The 23,446-nt window shown below is 42.0% G+C and carries 18 protein-coding genes, 4 pseudogenes and 1 riboswitch; of the genes and pseudogenes, 15 read left to right on the top strand and 7 right to left on the bottom strand.

What is annotated here, in order from left to right:
- Together CEX98_RS23095 and CEX98_RS22770 are read left to right on the top strand one after the other, a co-directional pair.
- The coding region (locus CEX98_RS23095; RefSeq protein WP_206780894.1) for a hypothetical protein at positions 1 to 204 on the top strand (204 nt) is incomplete at its 5' end.
- 151 nt (positions 205 to 355) lie between these two features.
- Positions 356 to 610: a hypothetical protein gene (locus CEX98_RS22770; protein ID WP_143484337.1), complete on the top strand. Its 255-nt coding sequence runs from the start codon at positions 356 to 358 to the stop codon at positions 608 to 610.
- A 340-nt stretch (positions 611 to 950) separates the two neighbouring features.
- Here the strand turns inward: CEX98_RS22770 and CEX98_RS08740 are convergent.
- Positions 951 to 1,389 (bottom strand): annotated as a pseudogene (locus tag CEX98_RS08740) (IS110 family transposase); the annotation flags it as partial.
- A gap of 179 nt (positions 1,390 to 1,568) precedes the next feature.
- Positions 1,569 to 1,934: pseudogene (locus tag CEX98_RS08735) on the bottom strand (IS110 family transposase); the annotation flags it as partial.
- Between the two features lie 126 nt (positions 1,935 to 2,060).
- Here CEX98_RS08735 and CEX98_RS08730 point away from each other — a divergent pair.
- From CEX98_RS08730 to CEX98_RS08720, 3 genes are all read left to right on the top strand, one after another.
- Positions 2,061 to 2,327: a hypothetical protein gene (locus CEX98_RS08730; protein ID WP_099641700.1), complete on the top strand. Its 267-nt coding sequence runs from the start codon at positions 2,061 to 2,063 to the stop codon at positions 2,325 to 2,327.
- A gap of 115 nt (positions 2,328 to 2,442) precedes the next feature.
- Positions 2,443 to 2,850: a hypothetical protein gene (locus CEX98_RS08725; protein WP_099641699.1), complete on the top strand. Its 408-nt coding sequence runs from the start codon at positions 2,443 to 2,445 to the stop codon at positions 2,848 to 2,850.
- A gap of 123 nt (positions 2,851 to 2,973) precedes the next feature.
- The gene (locus CEX98_RS08720; protein ID WP_099641698.1) at positions 2,974 to 3,438 is read left to right on the top strand and encodes a DUF2846 domain-containing protein; all 465 of its coding nucleotides are present in this window, start codon (positions 2,974 to 2,976) and stop codon (positions 3,436 to 3,438) included.
- 360 nt (positions 3,439 to 3,798) lie between these two features.
- Here the strand turns inward: CEX98_RS08720 and CEX98_RS08715 are convergent, their stop codons facing one another.
- From CEX98_RS08715 to CEX98_RS08700, 4 genes and pseudogenes are all read right to left on the bottom strand, one after another.
- Positions 3,799 to 4,350: a DUF4136 domain-containing protein gene (locus tag CEX98_RS08715; RefSeq protein ID WP_099641697.1), complete on the bottom strand. Its 552-nt coding sequence runs from the start codon at positions 4,348 to 4,350 to the stop codon at positions 3,799 to 3,801.
- A gap of 108 nt (positions 4,351 to 4,458) precedes the next feature.
- Positions 4,459 to 7,235, bottom strand: a pseudogene (locus CEX98_RS08710) (ATPase).
- Positions 7,232 to 7,780, bottom strand: coding sequence for a condensin complex protein MksE (locus CEX98_RS08705; protein ID WP_099641696.1), 549 nt, complete (start codon positions 7,778 to 7,780; stop codon positions 7,232 to 7,234). The pseudogene CEX98_RS08710 and the gene CEX98_RS08705 overlap by 4 nt, the downstream one beginning before the upstream one ends.
- A 4-nt stretch (positions 7,781 to 7,784) precedes the next feature.
- Entirely contained in the window at positions 7,785 to 9,029 is a 1,245-nt protein-coding gene (locus CEX98_RS08700) for a hypothetical protein (protein WP_099641695.1), read from the bottom strand.
- Between the two features lie 156 nt (positions 9,030 to 9,185).
- On the opposite strand from CEX98_RS08700, the gene nhaD reads away from it, so the two are divergent.
- The 4 genes and pseudogenes from nhaD to CEX98_RS08680 all read left to right on the top strand — a co-directional run bounded on the left by nhaD (position 9,186) and on the right by CEX98_RS08680 (position 14,188).
- Positions 9,186 to 10,433 (top strand): sodium:proton antiporter NhaD, encoded by a 1,248-nt coding sequence (gene nhaD / locus CEX98_RS08695; protein ID WP_099641694.1) that lies wholly within the window; start codon positions 9,186 to 9,188, stop codon positions 10,431 to 10,433.
- 143 nt (positions 10,434 to 10,576) lie between these two features.
- A riboswitch (Lysine riboswitch) is annotated at positions 10,577 to 10,747 on the top strand.
- A gap of 88 nt (positions 10,748 to 10,835) precedes the next feature.
- Positions 10,836 to 12,181, top strand: a pseudogene (lysC, locus tag CEX98_RS08690) (lysine-sensitive aspartokinase 3).
- A gap of 72 nt (positions 12,182 to 12,253) precedes the next feature.
- Positions 12,254 to 12,784 carry a DUF924 family protein gene (locus CEX98_RS08685; RefSeq protein WP_099641693.1) on the top strand — a complete coding sequence of 177 codons (531 nt, stop codon included), beginning with the start codon at positions 12,254 to 12,256 and terminating at the stop codon, positions 12,782 to 12,784.
- A 78-nt stretch (positions 12,785 to 12,862) separates the two neighbouring features.
- Positions 12,863 to 14,188, top strand: a complete 1,326-nt coding sequence (locus CEX98_RS08680) for a sodium-dependent transporter (RefSeq protein WP_099641702.1) — start codon at positions 12,863 to 12,865, stop codon at positions 14,186 to 14,188.
- Positions 14,189 to 14,274: 86 nt separating this feature from the next.
- Here CEX98_RS08680 and CEX98_RS08675 read toward each other — a convergent pair whose 3' ends face one another.
- The gene (locus CEX98_RS08675; RefSeq protein WP_099641692.1) at positions 14,275 to 15,075 is read right to left on the bottom strand and encodes a DUF2989 domain-containing protein; all 801 of its coding nucleotides are present in this window, start codon (positions 15,073 to 15,075) and stop codon (positions 14,275 to 14,277) included.
- Positions 15,076 to 15,263: 188 nt separating this feature from the next.
- Between CEX98_RS08675 and CEX98_RS08670 the strand changes: the two genes are divergently transcribed.
- The 6 genes from CEX98_RS08670 (at position 15,264) to CEX98_RS08645 (ending at position 23,280) form a co-directional block, all read left to right on the top strand.
- Complete coding sequence (locus tag CEX98_RS08670) at positions 15,264 to 16,709, top strand: glyceraldehyde-3-phosphate dehydrogenase (protein ID WP_099641691.1); 1,446 nt, start codon at positions 15,264 to 15,266, stop codon at positions 16,707 to 16,709.
- Positions 16,710 to 16,957: 248 nt separating this feature from the next.
- Complete coding sequence (locus CEX98_RS08665; RefSeq protein WP_099641690.1) at positions 16,958 to 18,085, top strand: M14 family metallopeptidase; 1,128 nt, start codon at positions 16,958 to 16,960, stop codon at positions 18,083 to 18,085.
- 131 nt (positions 18,086 to 18,216) lie between these two features.
- Complete coding sequence (locus tag CEX98_RS08660; RefSeq protein WP_099641689.1) at positions 18,217 to 19,887, top strand: alanine/glycine:cation symporter family protein; 1,671 nt, start codon at positions 18,217 to 18,219, stop codon at positions 19,885 to 19,887.
- Between the two features lie 108 nt (positions 19,888 to 19,995).
- A complete protein-coding gene (locus CEX98_RS08655; RefSeq protein ID WP_099641688.1) occupies positions 19,996 to 20,322 on the top strand; it encodes a hypothetical protein in 327 nt (108 codons plus the stop codon).
- A gap of 2 nt (positions 20,323 to 20,324) precedes the next feature.
- A complete protein-coding gene (locus CEX98_RS08650; protein ID WP_099641687.1) occupies positions 20,325 to 20,606 on the top strand; it encodes a YeaC family protein in 282 nt (93 codons plus the stop codon).
- Positions 20,596 to 23,280, top strand: a complete 2,685-nt coding sequence (locus CEX98_RS08645) for a DUF349 domain-containing protein (protein ID WP_099641686.1) — start codon at positions 20,596 to 20,598, stop codon at positions 23,278 to 23,280. Before CEX98_RS08650 ends, CEX98_RS08645 begins: the two co-directional genes overlap by 11 nt.
- Positions 23,281 to 23,446 lie beyond the last annotated feature (166 nt).

The raw sequence follows: 23,446 nt of genomic DNA, 5'->3' as shown, positions 1-23,446 counted from the left end.
CAAATTAAGTCACTCGTTTCACTCGCTGGGACACAAACACGGCGGCTGTGTCACTTCGTTCGGATTATAGCCGCCATGTTTGTGCCCCTTATGTGGGCGTTATACGGCATACGGCAAGGCGAACATATTGAGACTTCTGCTATTACTGTTAACTTTATTAAGCCTCAACGTTGGAGCAACTCAAGAGGATTGCGCTACCGATAAGTTATTTGATGGGAAACTATTTGAGCTTGAAGTAAGTTGGGGAAGCTATGGTGTTTATAGAGCGGTATATAAGTTTTGTTACTCCAAACAAAGTTACTTGTATTACGAGCTATATGAACCTGTGGCTATAGATTCTATATCAGAGACTTTTATGAAATATAGTAAATCTGCAAAATTACCCACTAGCTTAGCAAATAAAATTAAAACCCAATATGAACTGGCTGTTCTTAAACTCAACAATGACACGGTAGTTGGTTTTCATGGTTCAAAATGGTGTTTTAAACCTAAGAGCGGCCTAAATTATGGTCAATACTGCTACTGGTCTCCAACTTATAACAATAAACAACGAGGCTTAGACCACTTGGTGGAATTAAAAACCTTGGTCAGTCACGTTTTCGAAGAGTAGCCGTATAACAAACGAATTAATGAATGGGCGTTGGTATGACTCCCACTGTCAAGTTAAACACACTGATCCTTGCCTAACTTTTTAAGCCATAATTTTAAAGTCGAATTTAGAGTGAGTTAATACATAGGATGAAGCAAGTAATGTCGCTGGTTTTCATGCTGATATTCGTTGGTTATTACTATTTCTAGTAACAGAGCAGACCTTACTTAATTCGTCGTGGCACCTGTCTTCAGTCTATATTCGTGGTTCAATGCTGCGTTAGCTGCATTGCCATCCTAACGCCGTCGGTGGTTGTGCCACACCCGATGCTCGATCCAATGCATTAACTCTAATTCGTTCATCATGCTGGTACTCTTGCTAATCTTAGTTTTGGAGCAATAGGTGTCAGTACCACTTCTTTTGCTATAGCCCAGATATACGCGATCATTTCTCGCGCAATTGCTGTGACTACAAGGTTATAATGCTTTCCCTTACTGATGAACATGGTGTGTTAATTCATTATCAAGACGCTCTAAACGTGCCATTCTTTCAAATATTGTTTGTATAACCTCTTGTAAAACAGGTTGCTGTGCTGGGTGAGGTAATACAAGCTCTGTAAGCCAGCGAATGTGCTTGAGCGACCAGTTAGTAGTGCCAGCATAATTTATATTATTACGCAGTAATAGCGCTTTAAGTTGATATTTGGCGTCTTTTAAATCTTTCATGGCAACTTCACGGGCGCGAGATAAATCGCGAATAGCTTCATCTTCCGGCTCTGGCACATAAATAACCTGAACTTCGGATAATTAATGCCTTTCTAGCAGCCAGTTTTAGCGCTAACTGCGTTGAATTCACTTCCAATAGCCAGCTATTGGTGCGTAAATTCGCCAAGTTATCCCCAAAACTCTCTGGCTAGAAAATCAGTTAATGTGATATTACAAACAATGGGTTAGCTCATTTCTTATCCAACCTCAGGTTAAATAGGTGTAAGGTCTTCTGTTTTAAGTAGCTTTGCGAGCTTAATGGCATCACGTTTATCGGTTTTAACACGTTCACCTGGTTTTTTAGGAATGAGAGAAGGTGCGACCACATAGCAGCAATGACCAAGGCTAGTGATTAACCGATAAATCCAGTAACCGCAGGGGCCTGCTTCATAAACAAAGTGAAGCGTTGCATCAGGGGATTTAGATTCAAAATGGCGAACTAGTTTTTTAACGGCTATTTTAGATGATGGTACTCTACCAAAGTGCACAGGTTGTGCGCCTCGATGGTCTTCAATATAGGCGACTTCATTGAACTCCTTATGCGTATCAAGTCCGATAAAAAGTATGCTATGTTTGTTCATGCTAGCCTCTGCTGTTTAGTTATTTGACAAACTAATTATGGCTCTGGCTTTGAATTTAGCTAACCCACGAAAGCGGAGGCTAGCACCGTGTGGGAGTCATTATGTCTAGGTGTATAGGAGGTTGAGGTGACACACGGAGGGGCAGGGGCAATTTTTCCACTACTTATTCTGTTATTAGTATCTTTACCAATCACCTTGATTTGGGTCTTTCGTGGTCAAGGTAATGCTAGAAAAAGGCGCGTTATAGGTTTCTCTCAAATAGCCAATTTCGCTATAGCAATAATTTTATGCTTTTCTGGTGTTACTTATCTTCAAAGCATTGGATTTGTAGCTGCTTTTATTGTTTTAATAGCTATGCTGTTTACACCCTTAGTATTAAAAAACAGAGTGTAATATACACCTAACAAAGCAAATTAAAGGTACGGACAAAAAACAGTTGGCTTTGCTCTTTCCTTACAAATTATAGCCAACTAATTTTTGCCGTTTATTTGCTGCGTTAGCTGTTCTTATGAATCGAGTATTTAAGCCTTTCATCTGGCTAGGAAAAATAGCATTTTTTATTAGTGCCATTGTTGTAATTGCTTTTAATCTTTGGCTTCCTGATATGTGTGGAAACTATTTTCATTCAGAAAGCTTCTCTCCTAACGGTGAATTAAAAGCAGTCATATTTCAAAGAGACTGCGGCGCAACTACTGGATTTAGTACGCAGATATCAATACTGGATGCTGACGATAAACTAGAAAATGAAATGGGTAACGTATTTCGTATTGCAGGTCATCCAGATAAAGTTGCACCTAATGTCGTTTGGGAGTCAAATTCTGTTTTAATAATTGATAAGCACATATCAGGTAAAGAGTACTTTCTCGAAACTAGTTACGGTTGGCTTAATCCTGTAAAAATTCGGTACGGTGGCTAAAACAGTTAACAAGTTTCTCAAAAGGACGCAAAATGCTTGGCTTGTGCTCCTTCGTCGCTAATTTTAGCCAAACATTTTGCGTCTATTAGTAAGGCGATAGTTTTTCACATAGGATTGGTGTAAATGTTCAATAAAGTAATAATTATAATATCTATGTCGTTACTTCTTTTGGCCTGTAATGCCACAGGCCCTAAGTTCACACAACTAGAAAGGTTAGATACTAATCAAGCGAAAGTTTATATTTATAGGCCTTGGGCAATGTTAGATGGCGCTGCCGCACCAACAGTTCAAGTTGATGGAGTAGATCGTTTCGATCTTAGCAATGGTGGCTACGAGATTATTACTTTATCTCCAGGTTCTCATAAACTCACGGTAAAAAAAGGTGCGTTTCTGTCTAATTGGCGTGCTGACGAAATGAATATCGAATATAATTTTGAAGCAAACAAAAATTACTTTGTTCGCTTATCTGCTGAGCTACAAGGCGCTGGTGTATATGGCAGTGTAATATCAATTTCTGGTAGTTATGGTTTTGCATTAATCAAAGAGTCAGATGCAATTAATGAACTCAAAGAAGTAAAGAAAAACTAAAAAGCTGTTTGAGTGCAGGACTGGTAAAGTTTGGCTCAGTTTCGCTTCGGAACACATTTTAGCCAAAAGTTATCAGCCTCTTAACAGGGCATTAGCTATATAAATATCGTTCTTAATCTCATGTAGCAGAGCAAAAATCTTAGCTCGGAAATGTCCAAATACGAGTTGGATGAGCGCCCGTTATCACAATTGGATTTAAGATATGACGTTGCGTTGAACGGCTGAGTTTGGCACTTATATTTGATTAAGCCCTAATAATCAAACCTAGCAGATAAAGTTAAGGTTTATGCACCTTAAGATTGTTCACCTTCAAAATAGTGATGAGGAATTCGGATCAAGCCAAGGCTTGATCCGGTTTTCTTAGTGTTTTGGCTGTGGCGGGAAGTTAGCCAATAGCTCCGAAATAGTTTTATTAATTGACGCTGTTCTTTGATCTGGTGTTTGGTTGCTACGTAAGCGACCTTCTTTTGCACCGCGCCAAACTAGCTGGTTAGACGCTTTGTCTATCATATCGAGCACTAGCGTGCCTACTTCATATTCACGTGTTGTGGTTTGTGTTTGCCAGCCAATACCCCAGTAATTCCAACGGGCACCATAAGTGGTGTGAAGCGAGTCAGACTCAATTTTTGTATCAACTGATGCGTGATAATTAACCAATAGGTCGGCTGATTGCGGATCGGTGAGGGTGAAACCTTGTTTGCTCATTTCGTTTTGAATTGCGTGGCGGATCCGCTTTTCCATCAAGTCATTGACTTGGTACTCACGACCGTTATTTTTTAGGTCCGCTTCAGGTGACCAAGCATAGGTTTTGTAGTTAGCGAATTGTACAGATTTATCATAATCCCAATCAGGGGTTTTGGCGCAAGCCGCTAACATCAGCACCAAAGTGGCGATAACAATATTCTTAAACATGTGTCTTTACTCCTTAGTCGGATGTCTGCTCTACCTTAACGTGTTAAGGCGTTAAATGGTAGAGACAAAGCATCCCTTAATCATTGTTTCTAAGACCTTAACTTGGAATTAATGTTCCACCTCTATCCAGTCTTTTTCATCCACCCAGTTTTGACTACCTTGTGCAACACTGCGGATCGGCACCAAGTAGTCACAGCTGATCTGTGGTTTCACCGATGCAAAAATTGGCACAAACCCAAAGCTTAGTGCGGTTTCTATAATGGCCTTTTGGTTTTGCGGGTCAATATCCGCAGCTTCATCGATGTAAATTGGGATACGATACATCGCTTGCTCTTGATCAGATAACAAATAGCGAATAAATAGCATGCCACATAAAAGCTTGATGGTGATCCGCGTACCGTTGGAGCCTGCCGAGTCAATTTTATCAAAGTGTTCGGTGTCACCGCGCGGTTGACCACTTCAAAGCGAATGTCGAAGAGATCGGTTAACGTCAATCCCGCTTTATCACTTGCAAGTTTGATAATGTGATCCTTCGCCTCATTAACAGACTTTTCTGAACTTGGCTGCTCGCTGAGTAGGTCTAAGCTTTCGCCTTTTTCATATAAATCTGAAGTGCTAATAATGGTATCTATGCTATCAACTAGCATCTTTCGAGGGATGACATTGATTTTGAATGCCTGCAAGTTAGAGATACGGTGCTGGCTTATACCTTTATTAAAGCTGTTCATTTCACGACGCAAGCGGTCTAAGTCTTGGCGCAGTCCTTTAATGGTGGCTGCTACTTCAGTGAGCGCTACTCGCGCTTGTTTATCTACCGCTTCACGCTCATTATCGAGATTGTGATAGGCACTGATGAGTTTTTGATACTTAATGGTAACGTCAGATTCGTTTTCAAACTTAGTGATCCCAGCATTGTAGATGTGCAGGTAAGTATTACGCACGTTCACGTCTAAGTTTCTAAGCTCGTTACATTCTTTATTAAATTGGTGGATCACCTCTGAAAGGTTATCAAAATCAAGATTAATGTCGATTTCATATGGTGCTAGCTTACCCGAGTACAGATCTAGCGTGTGGTCGATACGTTCTGACTTCACTTGTTTTAAGCGGTCGGCTTGGCGCACCAACAAGTCTTGCTTACTTTTAATGATAGAGCGGCGGTCTGAAATCGAACCTGCATTACGTTGAATATCATGTAAATATTCGTCAACTTGCTCTCGTTCCATCTCTAGTTGCTCTTTTAATGCTTGTTGGGCATCGACCGATTGCAACATGGTTTGATACTGCTCAAAGCGTTTCATTGCCGCTTCTGTTGCCATAAGTTCATCATAAAGCGCATCACGTTCTTTTTGCTTTTCCGCTACGTTTGCGGCTACTTCACGCTGCTGCTTTAAGTCATTAAGCGACTGTTGTAGTGACTCCAGCTGTGCTTGCAATTGGGCTTTGTTCTCGCCGCTTTGCATCTGCACTGGACTCAGTTTTTTCAGCTTAACGGTAGCACCGGGCACCTTAAGCTCACCGCCCTGAACTGACTTAGATAGGGACTCCAAAAATGCGCCAAAGGCATCTTCGTCAGTGATATTAATTTCGCCCTGAGAGGTGGTTGAAAACGATAATAAATCTGGATTTAAAATTCGCGAGATCTCTTCCACTTCTTTTAAGGAAAGATCTTCGCGCATGCGAGTAAATAGGTTGAATTCAAGGTTTTTGAGTTGTAGTTTTAAACTCTTAATTTGTTTTTGCGTCTCGTTAATGCGGAAATCAAGAGTATGAAGACTTTGTCCTTGTGCACTATTAATCGAGAAGGAAAGCTGCTCATATTCCTTCTTCAATAGAGTTAAATTGGTTTTAAGCGTTGCCTGATTAGTCAGTTCAAATTCACGCTTTAACGCATGGAAGTCGGTAAACCATTGCTCAATTTGAGTTTGTTTACGCTCGATATCACGAGACTGCTGAACATATAGTTGCTGCTTAGACTCAAATTCGCGCTTTTCGGCTTCTATATCTTCTAACTGCGTAGCCAGCTCTGCAATTTGTTCATTGTGATAGTTATCATATTCAACCAGAGCTAAATCAAGCTTAGGGGCGTAAGCTGCCAGTTTACCTTTTAACACCGCCTCATTTTCAAGCATTTTCTCAAGGGCTGAAATTGGCTCTTGCATCGACTCCAGCGCATTTAGCTCACGACGAGCACGGTTAACCTTATCAAAAGCGCGACGCCACACTTCATAAAAGTCGACTTTAGAGTTCGACATATGGCGTTCGAACACCTTAAGCATAAAGCGTTTTACGTCTTGCGCACCGAGTTTATGCAGGTTCAGAATACGTCTGAATATTTCTTTGTATACAGGCGCGTCTTGAACATTATTCAATGGGATCATCTTCAGGTTGATATCACCATCAAATGGTGTGGCGCCACCGGTGAGTAGGGCATTAAGTTCTTGTGCTTTTAGCTCTACAGGCTTAAGTTGTTTTTCCTGTAAGTGGTTAAATAGCTTAGTGTACTTGATGATACTTTTTCCTTCGGTGTAATCATCAAGATTGAGTTTGCCTTGATAGCAAAAAAACTGGTGTGCATAACCAGCAATTTTACCCAGTCCCGCAACGCCAATGACCACATCGCCGTGGGGGAGGTTGGCTTCCAGCAAAATATAGGATTGATCAGAAGAGAAGTAGAACTTACGCGTTTCTTCTAAATCGTGACCGTCCCACTCAGTCAACCTTAAATCGTTGATAAGTGGAAACTGCAGGGCATTGATCACTGAGCTTTTACCGGTGTTATTTGGGGCGCAGATAGACGCGCTTTTATCCAGAGGAATAACACACTTGGCGTATCCGGCGGTATTTAATAATGCTAGTTTACTTAAGCCGTACAACTGCTCGCTCATAGCTCGTCCTCAATATCATATTGTTCTTCGTTTACTTCCATTAGCGCGTCAATGTAGCGATAAATCGGTGCAAGTAACATAAAGCCTTGCTCCACCTCACGGGCAAGACCGAGTCTCACCATACGTAAAAACACGTCTTTTCTGAGATCTGAGCCTGAAAATATCTCCAGCTGGTCAAAAAGGTGTTTGTTGAGTTGCACTATGGTTTGCATTAACTCTAAATCGCAGCTTTCATCAAATAGTACGCGAAGGGGATCTTTACCTTGGTTGGCATAGTGTTCAATCAAAATATAAATGGTTAGGGCAATCGCGCGAGAGATTTTCCCCATATTTGGCGTACTTTCATCGCTTGCCAAATAGTAAAAGCCACGAGCATCGTGCTGTAGATCATGGCCTAAGGCTGCAAATAACGCTTGATAGCTATCAATTTGCTGATCTAATTCTTGCCAAAGAGTGGTGTCTTGTTCACTGATATGATACCCGCTCACCAGTTTTTTATTAATGGCTTGGAGCTCGTTGAGCATATCTAAATTAATTGTCGTCATAATACTAATCTTGTTTTGCTTTGGCACTAAATGGATATAAAGAGAAGGTATGCGAAGCGATCGTGATCTTACTCTTTTGTTGCTCTTGGCTCAGTGCCAAGTCAGATTCGTTGATCAGCTTTTGATAAAGAAACAGCATTTCGTCTGCTTCAAGATCTGGGTAGCTATCGCTCAAAAAGCCCAATAGTGCCTGGCGCTTTTTACCGGTTTGTTGAAATCTCGTTTTTACTGAATGGTAGTCTGGAATGTTTGGGCTTTGGTAAGCTGGCACATCATCATGGTCTGGAAGCTGATACTCTTCATGCTCAAACTCAACGAGACTGGCCATATATGCGACCATATGGCGTTTTTGCCCAAGGTTAAAACGTTGAATATCTGAAACAAACTCAGGTTGAACCGGTGAGAGTAAGCGGTCGACTCCGCGTTTTCTTATTTGGCCAAGGACTTTTGAGGCTTGTCGTGTGATAAGCGTGTTGCGACGTAACTCTTCCCTTAGCGGCATTAGTAAGTCAGCACTGCGACTTAAACTTTCTCTGCCAATGAGGTGCATATCTAGAATACGTGTTCTGAGTTGTTCCAACATGCGTTTGTCAGCGGCACCACGGCCTAATTGTTCTATCTGATCAATTTGCTCACTGATCTGAAGCTCAATTTGATCGAAGCAGCGTTGAAAAGGGCCATGAATATCAACCATTTCCAACATCGGTTCGATATATTCATCAAACGCTTCCAAGACCGCTTTGTAGCGCATGCCCAAAGAAAGTGTGGAGGTATCGGATTTGGCTTGTTCGACTAGGTTCATGATGGCACTTTCGTTGTGTTCGAACAGCTTAACTATTTTGCGAACTCGTTCATCCATAATTCGACTGAAGCGGCGCAACTCGGAGTAATCCGCTTCTTCGCCGGCTTGCGCGATGCGATTGCCTAGTCTTTCTAAGTCTTTGATCAGCACTGTGATCTCTTCTGCTAACCCGAGGCTTTCTTCTTGCAAAAGAAAACTGGCAAAGTCGGCGATCGCTCGGTTGATTTCTAACTGCGAAGATTTAGCAAGTGGAATAATTATTTCTTGCTGGAGCAATCGGTTCGTTTCTTTATAAATTCTTTCACTAGACCAGCTAGGGTTTTTCTGTTTTAGGATGTTTTGTACATCTTTTAAACTAAAATCAGCGAGCTTAAATCGTTTAAAAAGTAGCTCAAGTACATTCCAGTGCTCATTTATCGTATTTAATAATTTTTTTGCTGGGATCATAACTTTCCAGTGTGTAGTAGAGAAGTTTCATCACTACTTCATCAATTTGTCACAAAATGTTTATTGTACGTGGCATGGGGTCTACGATGGTGCTAGAATCCGCCCCGAAATCAAACCCACCCCTTGTTACAATTAATTACAGGTTGTTTGCGCATTATGGTCACGCCCATTATTCTAACCCTGATCGCCATCGCTTTTATACTCATCGTTATAGAAGATATTATTCACGTAAACAAGGCCAAAACAACGCTTTTTTTTGGTACTTTATGTTGGATTATCGCCTTTATCTCGCCAATTCATGGTCAAAGCCCAGAAATTGTACAAATTGAGCTAGACCATAACATTTTAGAAATCGCAACGCTTTGGCTGTTCTTAATGGCAGCGATGACGTTTGTGGCGTATTTAAACTCTAAAGGATTCATCCAAAATATTGTTCACCGGATCATGCCAACCCACATCAGTGAACGCAAGCTAATGTTTTTGGTTGGTGCTTTTGCATTCGTATTTTCCTCAATATCGGATAATATTACCGCGACGCTTATTTCATTAGCTGTAGTCATGTCTTTGAAACTAGACCCGAAAAAGCTAATAAAATATGCGACCTTGATTATATTCAGTGTTAACTCGGGTGGTGTTTCTTTGATCACCGGTGATGTTACGACTTTGATGATATTTTTAGCAGACAAAGTGACCATCCCTGACTTACTGTTACTGATCATGCCATCTATGCTGAGTGTTTTTGTGTTAGCCGCTATGCTTTCTATTGGTATGAATGAAAACATTACCTTTGAGAAGGCGGAGCGACGGAGAATAGAAAAGACCGACATCACCATCGCGTTGATTTTCTTATCTACTATTTTCGCAACATTATTCTTAAGTGTTGAATACCATGTCCCCCCAATGCTGACTTTCTTATTTGGCCTATCTTTGATGTTTCTAACTGCGCAGTTCTTAATGCGTAAAAAAGACGTCAACAAAAAGATTATCGACTATATCCGTGAAATCGAATACGACACCTTATTGTTCTTTGTTGGTGTGTTGTTATTAGTTGGTGCATTGAAAGAGGTAGGTGTGTTGTCTAAGTTTACCGACCTGTACCTACACCTTGCCCCTGAATACGCGAACTATTTGGTTGGCTTAATGAGTGCAGCGGTAGACAACGTCCCATTGACTGCTGCGCTATTAAAAGCGGATATCACCATGACACCGGCACAATGGTTAACCTTTACCTATGCAACAGGTGTTGGTGGCTCAATGCTGATCATTGGTTCTGCCGCAGGTATTATTGCAATGAGTAAAGTGAAGGCTTTAACCTTCTCAAGTTATCTTAAAATGAGCTTCTATCTGTTAATTGCCTATACCGTTGGTTATGGTGGTGCGTACTACGCAGGTCAGCTTATCTAACTTGAATTAAGGTTATTTTTGCCATTTAGGGGAAGTTTTTTATAAATTACTTGACACCTAGACGGCTAAACGATAGTTTTCTCACATCGCCCGCATTGAATGCGGGCTTTTATTTTGCTTTTATTCAGATTCGTCAAGGCAAAATAAACAGAAGAGGCGCGATGCTTAGGTAGTTAGTGTTAGGTGACGAGACCAATGACCACTAGTGAGGGAAGTATTCGCCGAGGAGAAAAGTTGCTCGTCGCAACGATTCTTCGGTTTACGAGGCTGAATCCTCGGAACTGTCACCGTATTGGTGGAGAGCTTCTGGCAAAGGTCATTTCAAGCATTCGTCTATCTAGAAATCCCATGCCGAGTTCTCCTTATAAAATTTGACTGTCCCAACAGTCGAGAGGAGATAAAATGAATTCGCAGTATGTTGTAGCTAAGTTTGGTGGTACTAGTGTCGCTGACTTTGAAGCTATGTCTCGTTGTGCTCACATTGTTCGTGATAACCCAAATGTTCGCGTAGTGGTTGTTAGTGCATGTGCTGGCGTAACCAATCACCTTGTCACGCTCACTCAACAAAAAGAAGATGAAGCAGGGCGTAAAGCAGTTGTGGCAGCGGTAGATAACATACAGCAGGCAATTATTGATCAAGTGTCGTTGGATGCAGATCTTGCCGAGGGGTACAAACAAACTTTTGCAGAGTTTGAAAGCCTGGCCAGCTTACCAGCGCTAAGCCGGCAGCAGTGTGATGAAATGCTGAGCTTTGGCGAGCGTTTTTCTTCTTACTTATTCACGCAAATACTACGTAATAATCGTGTTCAAGCGTCGCGATTTGATGTACGTAAAGTGCTTAAAACGGATAATCAATTTGGCAAAGCGAATCCGAATATCACCGCCACACGAGAAGCGGCTCAGGCGAATTTGGTATCGCTCCTAGATGACAGTGTACAGGTTACCCAAGGTTTTATTGGCAGTGACCAATATGGTCAGACGACCACTCTTGGCCGTGGTGGCTCAGACTATAGTGCAGCACTGTTAGCTGAAGCAATCGACGCCTCTAGTGTACATATTTGGACCGATGTTGTCGGTATATTCAGTACTGACCCTCGTCTTTGCGTTAACGCTAAGCCAATTCCGCGTTTAAGTTTTGATGAGGCTGCTGAAATGGCAACGTTTGGTGCTAAAGTACTTCATCCTGCGACCATACTCCCTGCTAGTCGCAAAGGCATTTCTGTGTTTGTTGGCTCGAGCGCGATCCGCAAGCCGGTGGAACGTGGATCGAAAAAGAAAAAACGGCACAAGCGGGTATACGCGCAGTAACTCAACGTAAAAACCAAATTCTATTGACACTGAAGAGCCCTGAAATGTTGCTTGCCAGCGGCTTCCTTGCGCGCATATTCACAATCTTGAGTAATTACAATATTTCAGTGGACTTGGTGACGACTTCGGAAATCAGTGTCGCACTGACCCTTGATAATGCCCCAAATGCTTCTCGCCCAGAATTAGAACAGTCTTGTTTAGATGAGTTAAGCGAGTTTTGCCATGTTAGCGTTGAGAACAATCTAACGCTAGTGGCGATGATTGGTTCTGAGATCCAGCTAAGAAAATGCCAACTTAACTTAATGGATGTACTATCTGATTTTAATATTCGTCTTATTTGTCACGGCGCAAGCAAGCATAACCTATGCTTCTTAGTCGAGCAGCACGAGTCTGATCAAGTGGTACAATCGATTCATGCGAGGCTTCTGGAAGTCGCTTAAGCCTATTTGATAACAGTTGCATTATAAGCACAGAGGTGGCACTTTGGTTGCAAAGTATGCAGGAGTGCCATCATGAATTATCAGTTGATTTACGAGTTTTGGTTTGTTGAGTGTACTGAATTTGACTGGTGGAAGAAATCCAACGAGTTTGATCAACTCATCAAATCTCGTTTTGGCCAGTTACACTCCATGGCTCATCAAGGAGAGCTGCAACAATGGCGAGCCACCGCCATCGGGGCGTTGTGCGAAGTCATCGTTTTGGACCAATTTTCTCGTAATATTTACAGAGACACGCCAAGTGCGTTTGCCAGCGACCCGTTGGCTTTATGTCTTACTCAACATGCTATTGAAAAGGGATTCCATAACCAGCTAAACGACACCGAGCAGATGTTTTTATATATGCCGATGATGCATAGTGAAAGTCGTGTTATTCATCAGCAGGCGCAGCACTATTTTAAACCTTTACCTAACTATGACTTCGAATTAGCGCATAAACGTATCATCGATAGATTTGGCCGTTATCCGCATCGCAACGCGATTTTAAACCGGACGTCGACAAAAGAGGAATTGGATTTTTTAAAGACCCCAAATTCGAGCTTTTAAGTCAAGCCTGTTACGCTCGCATTTTTAGTGGAAGTACGTATAATCTGCCGTCTACAAAAATAACGATTGATGACAGACATGGCTCATACGCGCGATGGATTTCAAAGCCGACTTGGCTTTGTGTTAGCAGCAGCAGGTGCGGCTGTTGGACTTGGTAATATTTGGGGCTTCCCTACACAGGCTGCAAACCACGGTGGTGGTGCTTTTTTACTGGTTTATTTCGCAGTAATTTTCTTACTGGCTTTACCTGCACTTTATACTGAGTTGTATTTAGGTCATCAGGCACAAGCTAATCCGGTGAAAGCATTAAAAACCGCATGGCGCGAAGCTAATCCAAAGGTGGGAGCAGCAGCGGGTTACATCGGGCTTGGTGGCGCGATTGTGATGCTGAGTTTTTATTCCATCGTAGCTGGATGGATGCTGTCGCACTCACTCGATCCATTGACGCAATTGGCTGGAATGAACGACGCTCATCAATTTCTAAGTGGCGACTCCACATTAAGAAATTTCATTTTTACGCCTTTGATGTTGCTGTTGACAGCGAGCATTATCCTCAAAGGGGTTAAGTCGGGCATTGAAGCATGGTCACGCAGACTTATGCCGTTATTACTTGTACTGCTTATTGGTTTAATCGCGTATATGGCGACACTCGATGGTGCATCTGAAGGCTTTCGCACGTATCTTATACCGGACTTTTCCAAAATCAGTGATCCTGACTTAATCATAGCCGCAATGGGGCAGGCATTTTTTTCATTATCACTTGGTGTGGGCTGTATGATGATTTATGGCTCTTACCTTAAGCCAAATGAAAACCTACCTAAGCTTACTTTTAGTGTTGCAATGTTAGATACAAGCGTTGCATTTCTTGCTGGGTTATTAATTATTCCCGCCATATTTGTAGCGCAGCAAAATGGTGTGCAAGTGTTTCAAGACGGTAAGCTAATTGGTGAAGGTCGCCTGATTTTCGCTATTTTACCCGAGCTTTTTGCCAATATGGGCCAAGTGGGACTGTTGGTCAGTTTAACCTTCTTTGTATTGATGTCGATTGCTTCGGTCACTTCTACTATTTCTTCAACTGAGATTCCGGTCTCATTTTTGGTAGAAAATCATGGCTTTGAACGCAAGCAGGCAACGTGGCTGGTTACGCTCGTTATTTTCTTGGCGTCGAGTACTATTATCCTTAATTTTGACTGGCTATTTGAGTTGGTGATCAGCCTCTTTACACAGTACCAGTTACCGTTAATGGGCTTGTTTTATTTTGTCACAGTGGGCTGGATATGGAAGCGTGGTAACCAGCTTCATTTAGAGTCGAGAGGTCCACATTATTGGTTTGCCCAATATGTTAGGTTTGTTTGTCCAATTTTGATGACTGCGGTGTTTATCAACGTGGCAATAGCACAGTAGCGGGTATTATACCAAGTATAACTCTTCACCCAGTTTGAAATAAGCTAAAAAACGGGAAGCACGCGCTTCCCGCTTTTTTAGGTTACTTAGAAGTCGCGTGGAGAAACAAACTCCCCAGCTTGAATGTTTTCATAGGTTCGTTGAGCTAGAGAGTCAAGATTAGATAGGTCCTTACCTAATGCCGCTAACTGATTAGTCACCGGAATAATATCCACCTCTTCTACGCCAGACAGTTGTGCTACACGGGCAAAAGTATAGGCATGTTTATACTTTTCCTGTTTATAAAAAATACTGACTAAAGACGAATAAACTTCTGGGTTTGGCGTTTGGCCTCGTTTGTTTAGCTCTAAAACACGATATAGAATGTCGACCGTTTTATCATCATCAATTTTGGCGTAAAACTCAGCTAAAAACAGTTGGATCTCTGGGTCGTTCTGAACTCTCGGATCATCTTGCATATTGAGCAATTTGTTCATTGCTGAGCGATCGTTATTTCTAGACCATTGATAGTAAAGTAAGCCTGGGTGGTTGCTATTTTTGGTCTCGTTATAGATGCGCGTCATTTCTTTTAACGCGGTAAGATGCCCCTCAACACGAGAGGTGGTCTTCTCTTTTAATTTGATATGCTCAATTTTTGCGGCTAACGCAACACATTGATTGTAGCTTTCTAAATTCTGCAACAAATTATACTTGTTATCATCTGTAGGAGATTTGTATTCGTGGTAACGAGCATAAATAACTTCAGCCCGTTCATCTTTACAATGACTGTCAGTATTTAAATCCTCGCAAAAACCAGGCGTTTCTGTACACACTTGGTTCAATGTTAAAGTATCGTCGCAACCAGCAAGTAATAATGCTGTAAAAACAAGCGACTTTTTAAACGCCATAGTTTGACCTCAATGATTTTTTATAATTATAGGCTGTGATGCCTGAATAAACAGGGTAGAGCTAATAGTTTACTAGTTTAACGCAATGAATTGTTCGGTAACAGTGGAGAATCACGACAGTTTAAATTAGAATAGCGATGCCCAGAAGGGCTATCCGTTCAAAGAAAATTGTTTATTAGGCAGAAAAAATGACCTTATCTCACGAGCAAGAATATCAAAACAGCTGGCAAGAGCGTCAAGATTATGCAGAAAGCATGCAACCCCTAATCGGTCGTCTATACCGTAATAAAGGTGTTGAAATCTCTGTATACGGTCGTCCTCTTGTGAGTGCAAGCACCATTGATGTGATTAAAGCACACAAAACAGTAGCGCGCTTTGAAGAGCGTAAACTACGTCTTCGTGAAAGCTTTCCATTCTTAGAAGTGATCAGCAAAATGGAATTGGCGCCGGGTCGCGTTGACCTTGGTAAGCTAGCTTATGCCTACATTTATAAAAATGCAGGTGAAGGCCGCTCAATCGAAGAGTTCCTAAATGCAGAACTTGCAGAATTACTCAATCAAGGTGCACGTCCAGAACCTCGTGACGTTGTGCTTTATGGTTTTGGTCGCATTGGCCGTTTATTAGCACGCCTACTTATCGAACGTGGCGGCTCTCATGCTGATTTACGCCTACGTGCAATCGTTGTTCGCGGTGGCCGCGATGGTGACCTTGAGAAACGTGCAAGCTTATTGCGCCGCGACTCAATTCATGGTCCTTTCAATGGTTCAATCACGGTTGACCATGAAAAAGGTGCAATTAAAGCAAACGGCAACTACATTCAGGTGATTTACGCAAATTCTCCTGAAGAAGTGGATTACACAAAATACGGTATTGAAAATGCGCTTATCGTAGACAACACCGGTGTTTGGAAAGACGAAGATGGTTTAGGTAAACACCTTAAGTCAATCGGTGCGTCTAAAGTGTTGCTTACAGCGCCAGCAAAAGGCGACATCAAAAACATCGTTTATGGTGTTAACAACTCGGACATTCAGTCTGAAGACAAGATTGTTTCTGCAGCAAGCTGTACCACTAACGCAATCACACCTGTATTAAAAGCACTTAACGACAAGTTTGGTATTAATAATGGTCACGTTGAGACCGTTCACTCTTACACGAATGACCAAAACTTGATCGATAACTACCACAAAGCTGAGCGTCGTGGTCGTAGTGCGGCATTGAACATGGTTATCACTTCAACTGGTGCAGCTAAAGCGGTTGCTAAAGCACTGCCAGAGTTGGCTGGTAAACTAACGGGTAACGCAATCCGTGTTCCAACTCCAAATGTGTCAATGGCTATTCTTAACCTAAATCTAGGTAAAGAAACAACGGCTGAAGAGCTGAATGAATTCCTTCGTGAATCTTCACTTTACTCAGAGCTACGTGACCAAATCGACTACACTGCATCGACTGAAATCGTGTCGACGGATCTAGTTGGTAGCCGTTATGCAGGCGTGGTTGACTCACAAGCGACTATCGTTGATGGCGACCGTGTAGTACTTTATGTATGGTACGATAACGAGTTTGGCTACAGCTGTCAGGTTGTTCGTGTAATGCAAGATATGGCTGAAGTAAAATTCCCAAGCCTACCTCGCTAACACCAGCATATAAGATAAAAAGCCAGCACTAGCTGGCTTTTTTAGTTTTTGAAATAAGTTGGTTATGGTAGGCTTGAAAAGATAGTTCGGCTACAATTAGCTAACAAAAAGTTACGGGACAATTTGGTTGTTGTTGCAGACGCAGTATTCCATGCTAATCGGCATTTTTATTTTCTGATGTAACCGCATTTAATTGAGCTTAGTAACAGGGTATTTACACCGCAATTTTAACTTACTTAGGGAAACCTATGCGCATTACGAGTAATTTCGATAGTGGTAATATCAAGGTGATCAATGCGGATTCACCAACAGATATCCAACTAGAAATCAATAAAGACAATGAGTCTGACTTCTTTCAATGGTTTCATTTTAGACTCGAGTCTACGCCTTTCTTAGAGCATAAAATTCATATTAACCAACTACTAGATTCAGCTTACCCTGAAGGTTGGGATGATTACCAAGCTGTTGCATCTTATGATCGCCAAACTTGGTTCCGTGTACCAACACGCTATGAAAATGGCACGTTGACTATCGACTTCGAACCAGAATGTGCTCACACTTATTTTGCATACTTTGCGCCTTACAGTTATGAGCGTCACCTAGATCTGATTTATTGGGCACAATCACACGATGCTTGTGTAGTTGAGACATTAGGTCAAACATTAGACGGTAGAGATATGAGTCTACTGACTATTGGCGAGCCTTCTGAGGAGAAGAAAAAGATCTGGATCACTGCACGCCAGCATCCAGGTGAAACAATGGCAGAATGGTTTGTAGAGGGTCTACTGCATAAGCTATTAGATGATGAAGATCCACATGCCGCGGCATTGTTATCAAAAGCGGTATTTTACGTTGTGCCGAATATGAACCCGGACGGCAGTGTTCGTGGTCATCTTCGTACCAATGCCAAAGGCGTAAACCTAAATCGTGAATGGCAAACACCAACCCTAGAACAGTCGCCAGAAGTTTACTATGTGCTTAATAAGATGCATGAAACTGGACTGGATATGTACCTTGATATTCATGGTGATGAAGCACTGCCTTACAACTTTGTGGCGGGCAGCGAGGGGATTCCAAGTTACGATGAGCGTTTACAGCGACTGGAAGAGTCTTTCAAAGCAGCGTTATTAACGATCACACCTGAATTCCAAGATGAATTCGGCTATGACAAAGATGCCCCAGGCGAAGCCAATCTTACCGTTGCTTCTTGTGCGGTGGGTGAAGCGTTTAAGGCGTTGGCTTACACGGTCGAAATGCCGTTTAAGGATAATGCAAACTTACCTGACCCTTACTTTGGTTGGTCAGACAGACGTTCATACCAGTTTGGTCAAGATACCTTAGCAGCAATTTTAAATGTAGTTGACGACTTAAGGTAACCAAATAAAGCGGGTAATTATTATTTTGATTACCCGCTTTATTTTTGTGTAGTTCAAAAAACAAAAATTAAAATTAAGTATTTTGAAAACACCTCAACAGGGTGTAATAACAACAATAAAGGGGATAACTCGTGGATGCGTTAGGCAGCTTATTAGATAGCTTAGATGGGATGTTAGGTGGTTCACCTTGGTTCCCATATGTACTGTTAGGGGTAGGTTTGTTTTTTACTATCTACCTAAAATTTCCACAGATCAGATATTTCAAACATGCTTGTAAAGTGGTTACAGGTAAGTTCGATAAGAAAGGGCTTGAAGGGGATACTACGCACTTCCAAGCATTGGCTACAGCCCTTTCGGGAACAGTTGGTACAGGTAACATTGGTGGTGTAGCACTGGCTATTTCAATTGGTGGACCTGCCGCACTCTTTTGGATGTGGATGACGGCCTTTTTTGGTATGACAACCAAATTCGTGGAAGTGACCTTATCACATAAATATCGTGTGCAAACTGATGACGGCACTATGGCAGGTGGCCCCATGTATTACATGGACCGTCGTTTAAACATGAAGTGGTTAGCGATACTGTTTGCCATCGCGACTGTGATTAGTTCATTCGGAACAGGTAGCTTGCCGCAAATCAATAATATTGCTCAAGGTATGGAGGCGACATTTGGCTTTGCGCCAATGGCTACCGGCGCTGTACTTTCTATACTACTGGCGTTAGTTATTCTTGGCGGCATTAAACGAATTGCTGCTATTACATCTCGTGTTGTGCCAATTATGGCTGCGGTTTATATTCTTGGTTCGTTTGCGGTTATTTTTTATAACATCGAGAATATTGTCCCTTCTTTCCTTTCGGTATTTACAAATGCATTTACAGGCTCCGCCGCGGCTGGTGGCTTCTTAGGTGCTTCTTTTGCTTATGCGTTTAATCGTGGTGTTAACCGAGGACTATTTTCTAACGAAGCCGGACAAGGTTCAGCACCTATTGCTCACGCTTCAGCAAAAGCAGACGAACCGGTATCTGAGGGCATGGTGTCAATACTTGAGCCATTTATTGATACGATTATCATTTGTACGTTAACAGGCCTCGTTATTCTCTCATCCGGTGTTTGGACAGAAAAATTCGAAACCCATTTCGAACGCTCTTCGATGATGATCATTGATGGTAAATATGAAGAGTCTAATCAACAGGACCGTGAAGCGCTGTTTGCTTACTTGAATGGTAAAAAAGAGCATGACGTAAAGCCGTTCAATGGTGAAATTGAAGTAGTACAGGGTAAGGCTGTTACTGACAACTTTACTGTAATTCACTCACGTTCTATCGGTGAGCAAGTACGCTTTGGCATTACGGAGCGTCACAAATATACCGGTACGGTTGAGGTGAAAGACGGTTTGCCGACAGATGACAGCATTAGCCTCATCGGCTATTCATTGGTACATTCTGCTGAGCTAACGACAAAAGCCTTTACTCGTGGTTTCCTCGGTGAAAATGGCAAGTATATTGTATCAATCGGGCTACTCTTATTTGCTTTTTCGACAGCAATTGCTTGGTCATACTATGGTGACCGCGCCATGATATACCTATTAGGTAGTCGTTCAGTGATGCCATATCGCGTATTTTATGTTGCCGGTTTCTTCTGGGCATCTTTTGCTGATACGACATTAGTTTGGAAACTAGCAGCCGTAGCCATAGTGGTTATGACATTACCAAACTTATTTGGCATTTTACTGCTAAGAAAAGAAATGAAATCTTCAGTTAAACAATACTGGGAAGATTTCAACAAAGAACATAAACAATGAGCGAAATTTAATTAAAATTATCTTGTCATTTAAGGACAAGGCTTCGCAAAGGTAGTAGAATAGGGCGCCTCACAGGTGCCCTTTTTTGTATTATGGAGAAGTAACACGATGGCAATAGCACAGTGTCCAAGCTGCAGTAAATCTATTTCCTCCAAACATAAGTCTTGCCCACATTGTGAAACCAATTTAGCGGACTTTACTCAAGAAGACAGAGAAAGAGCAGCCTCCAGAAAACGGGTCAAGCGTCAGCAGTCCATTATGAATTACTCATTTATTGCATTGATCTTATTTCTTAGTGGATTCCTATATATTTACTGGCAGCAGCCTGAACCTAACTCTTTTGAAATGATCGCAAGTAAAAGTGCCATTGGCATTGGTGCGGTTTGGTACCTAATTAACCGAGTTATCCTCGTTATTTTGAAAAAGAAAAAGTAGTAATGAATGTAGAAAACTTAGTTCAGAATATTACCCCTGAGGTATTTGAGCGTTTGCAATACGGTGCATCAACGGGAAAGTGGCCAGATGGCACGCCACTTAGTGATGCTCAAAAAGAACAGACAGTACAGTTAGTAATGCTATATCAAGCAAAAGTAGCAAAGTCCAATGAACAGTTCACCATCAATGAAAAGGGTGAAATGGTACAAAAATCCAAACGCGAATTACAACAAGAATTCAAAGCAGATAATGAAATAGCTAGGTTCAGTGAAAATGATCTTTAAACACCTTTTTACACCGAAATGGAAACACCCTAAAGTAGACGTGCGTTCGCAAGCAGTCGACAAATTAGATCTCGATAAAGATGCTAATTTGTTGCATACGCTAGCCCTCGAGGATGAGTCTGCGCAGATCAGGAAAAAGGTACTAACCAAAGTGAACGATCTCGGTCTGTGGTGGAAAGTCTACAGACAAGACAGTGAACTTAAGGAGCTAGCCGAGCAAAAAATTTCCAGTGCCGTGATCAATCAAGATAATGCACTGCAAAGTGACATTCGCGAGGAGTATATTGAACGCTACGCTCCCGCAAAAACACTAGAAAAAGTTGCGGCACGTGAAACCGATCAGGCCAACAAAGTTAAGCTATTAAAGCGTCTAGCAAACGCTACTCTAATCGAAAAGTCGTTTAAAGAAGGTGATGAGTCACTTCAAGTAGCAATGTTAGATCTCATTACGCAGCATGCACTCGAAAAAACGGTATTGAAAGCTGCTAAAGGCGAAGCGCATCGTGCCCTTAATGACGTGTTAGAGCAACAACGTCTAGCGAAAGAAATGCCAGCACAGGTTGCTGAGCAAACCCGTGTTGTGCTTGCGAAATTAAATGCCTTGAGAGACAAACAGAATTACGAACTGGTTAATGGTCAAGCTGAGCAGTTATTTGCTGAATGGCAAAGCATTGAGCTTAAGTGGCTTGATGGCGAAACGGTTGCCTCATTAGATGCAAAGTATCAGCAGGTTGCTGATAAGTTACATCGCCATCTTAATGCACTGCAAGCTAAACACCAAGCCGAGCAAGCTGCTTTAGTGGTAAAACAAAATCAAGCGCTAGAAATTGCCGAACTGACCTCAGAGCTAGAAGCAATTGAAAAGTCTGTGGAGGTTGCATGTCAGTCGCTTGACTTAGCACCTCACGAAGCGCTCGTCGAGCGTGCGCGAGTATTAAAAGGTAGAGTACAAGCGCCGCAGCATGTAACTCTTGATACATTAAAAGACATAGCCAACAAATTAAACAGTATTGAACGCGACCTTGCTAATCTACCTAAACTAATTGAGGCAAGTGAAGCGTTTAAAAACGCTTTGGCTAAACTCAAAGAGGTGGCTGTACCAACTTCTATCGAACAGTTTGATGAGCAGTTGCAAGCACAAAAAGACGCATATGTATCTGCGCGTAATGCATTAGATACGTTGCCAAAGGTGCTTCAGAAAGCATCGAAGAGCGAACTTACTGCAGTGAGTAGAGCATTTATGGATGCCATACAGCCGCTTAAGTCGGAGCAAGAAAACGCCTTAAAAACGGCTAAAAAGAAGGGCCGTGACGTACAACGATTAATTGATCAAGGTCGCTTTAACGTTGCGTTCGGTGTGTTCAATGGCTTTATTGAACAGTTCGAGTTGTTGACACCAAGCTATAAAAAGCAGCTTGAGAGCCAACACGAGAGTCTATCGAAGGCGCTACAAGATCTCAAAGATTGGCAAAAATATGCGGCAACGCCGAAACGTGAAGCATTGCTGGAGGAGCTTGATAGCAAGCTTAAAGAGGAAGTTGTCGATCCTGTTAAGCGTGCCGAAGAAGTAAAACTACTTCGTGTTCGTTGGAATGAACTAGGCCATGTTGAAACAGAACAAGAAAAATCACAAGCTGCACAATTTGACGAGAAAATTGAATTACTATTTGCACCATGTAGAGCATATTTCGCAGAGCAAGAGTCACTGCGTGAACAAGCTAAAGTGAAACGCGAAGCGATTATTGCGGATGTAATTGCACTGCAAAGCGCGTTACAAAACGATGATATCGACTGGAGAGAAGTCGAAGCGCAGTTCAACCGGCTTGCCAAAGCTTGGAAAAGTGCTGGGAATGTTGATGCGAAAGTATATCAAAAACTAAATGCAGTTTACCGCCAACATCATCAGGCAATTTACGAACAGCTTAAAGCCTTCCATCAGGCTAATGCGGTTGAAAAAGCCAAGTTAGTTGAAGTAGCAAAGCAGCAGCTTGAAGCTGAAGATTTAGCAGCGGCCTGTGAATTACTCAAATCTTTACAAAAGCAGTGGCAACAAATTGGTTTTGCTGGGGCAAAGCAAGAGCATACGCTTTGGAAATCTTTCCGTGCTCACAACGATGCTGTGTTTGAGAAACGCAGTGCTCAATATGCTGAGCAAAAAGCACAGGAAAAAACAATCGAGGCTGAGCAGCGTCAGTTACTCGCTGAAATTGACAACAAAGTTATTGAGGCTGTAACACAGAATGAGCTTGCTAGCATTCGTGACGAGCTCAGTGAACTGTCAGTGGCAGTAGGACTTAAGCAAGAAAAGAACCGTTTATTGTCACAAGTTAAGGCTAAGTTAGAGGACTTGTTTTCTTCTCAACGTCGTGAAAAGTTTGATGAGTTGGTCAGCGCTGTGGAGACGGGAGGAGAAATCCCTAGTACTTGGCAAGGTACAAATAAATCCGGATTACAGGCACAGCAACTACTGCTAAGGCTTGAGATTTTGACAAATCAAACATCTCCAGAAACATTACAAGGTGAAAGAATGTCTGAGCAAGTAGCCATGTTAGATGCCAAGCTGCAAGGCGAAGAAAGCAACTTAGAGACATATTTAATTAGCTATTTGGCTGAAGCTGATGAAGCTGAGCTTGTTTTTTCAAAAAGTCGGTTACTTAGCGTGCTGAACGCATAGTTATTATTAAGCCCATTCAAGGTGAAACTCGATGAATGGGCTATTCTTCTTGATACTCTCATCTAATACCATTTCGTCTTAATACTTGTTAAGTTTCAGTGAGTAAACGAGGCGCTTACTTCGTTAAAAGTAATGCTAAAGGGGATAACTTTTGCCTTGTCTATAT

The sequence above is a fragment of the Pseudoalteromonas piscicida genome (assembly GCF_002744175.1).
Classification (GTDB): Bacteria; Pseudomonadota; Gammaproteobacteria; order Enterobacterales; family Alteromonadaceae; genus Pseudoalteromonas; species Pseudoalteromonas piscicida_B.
Note: the sequence above shows the minus strand (reverse complement) of the source record. Positions and strands in the feature narration are given on the sequence as shown.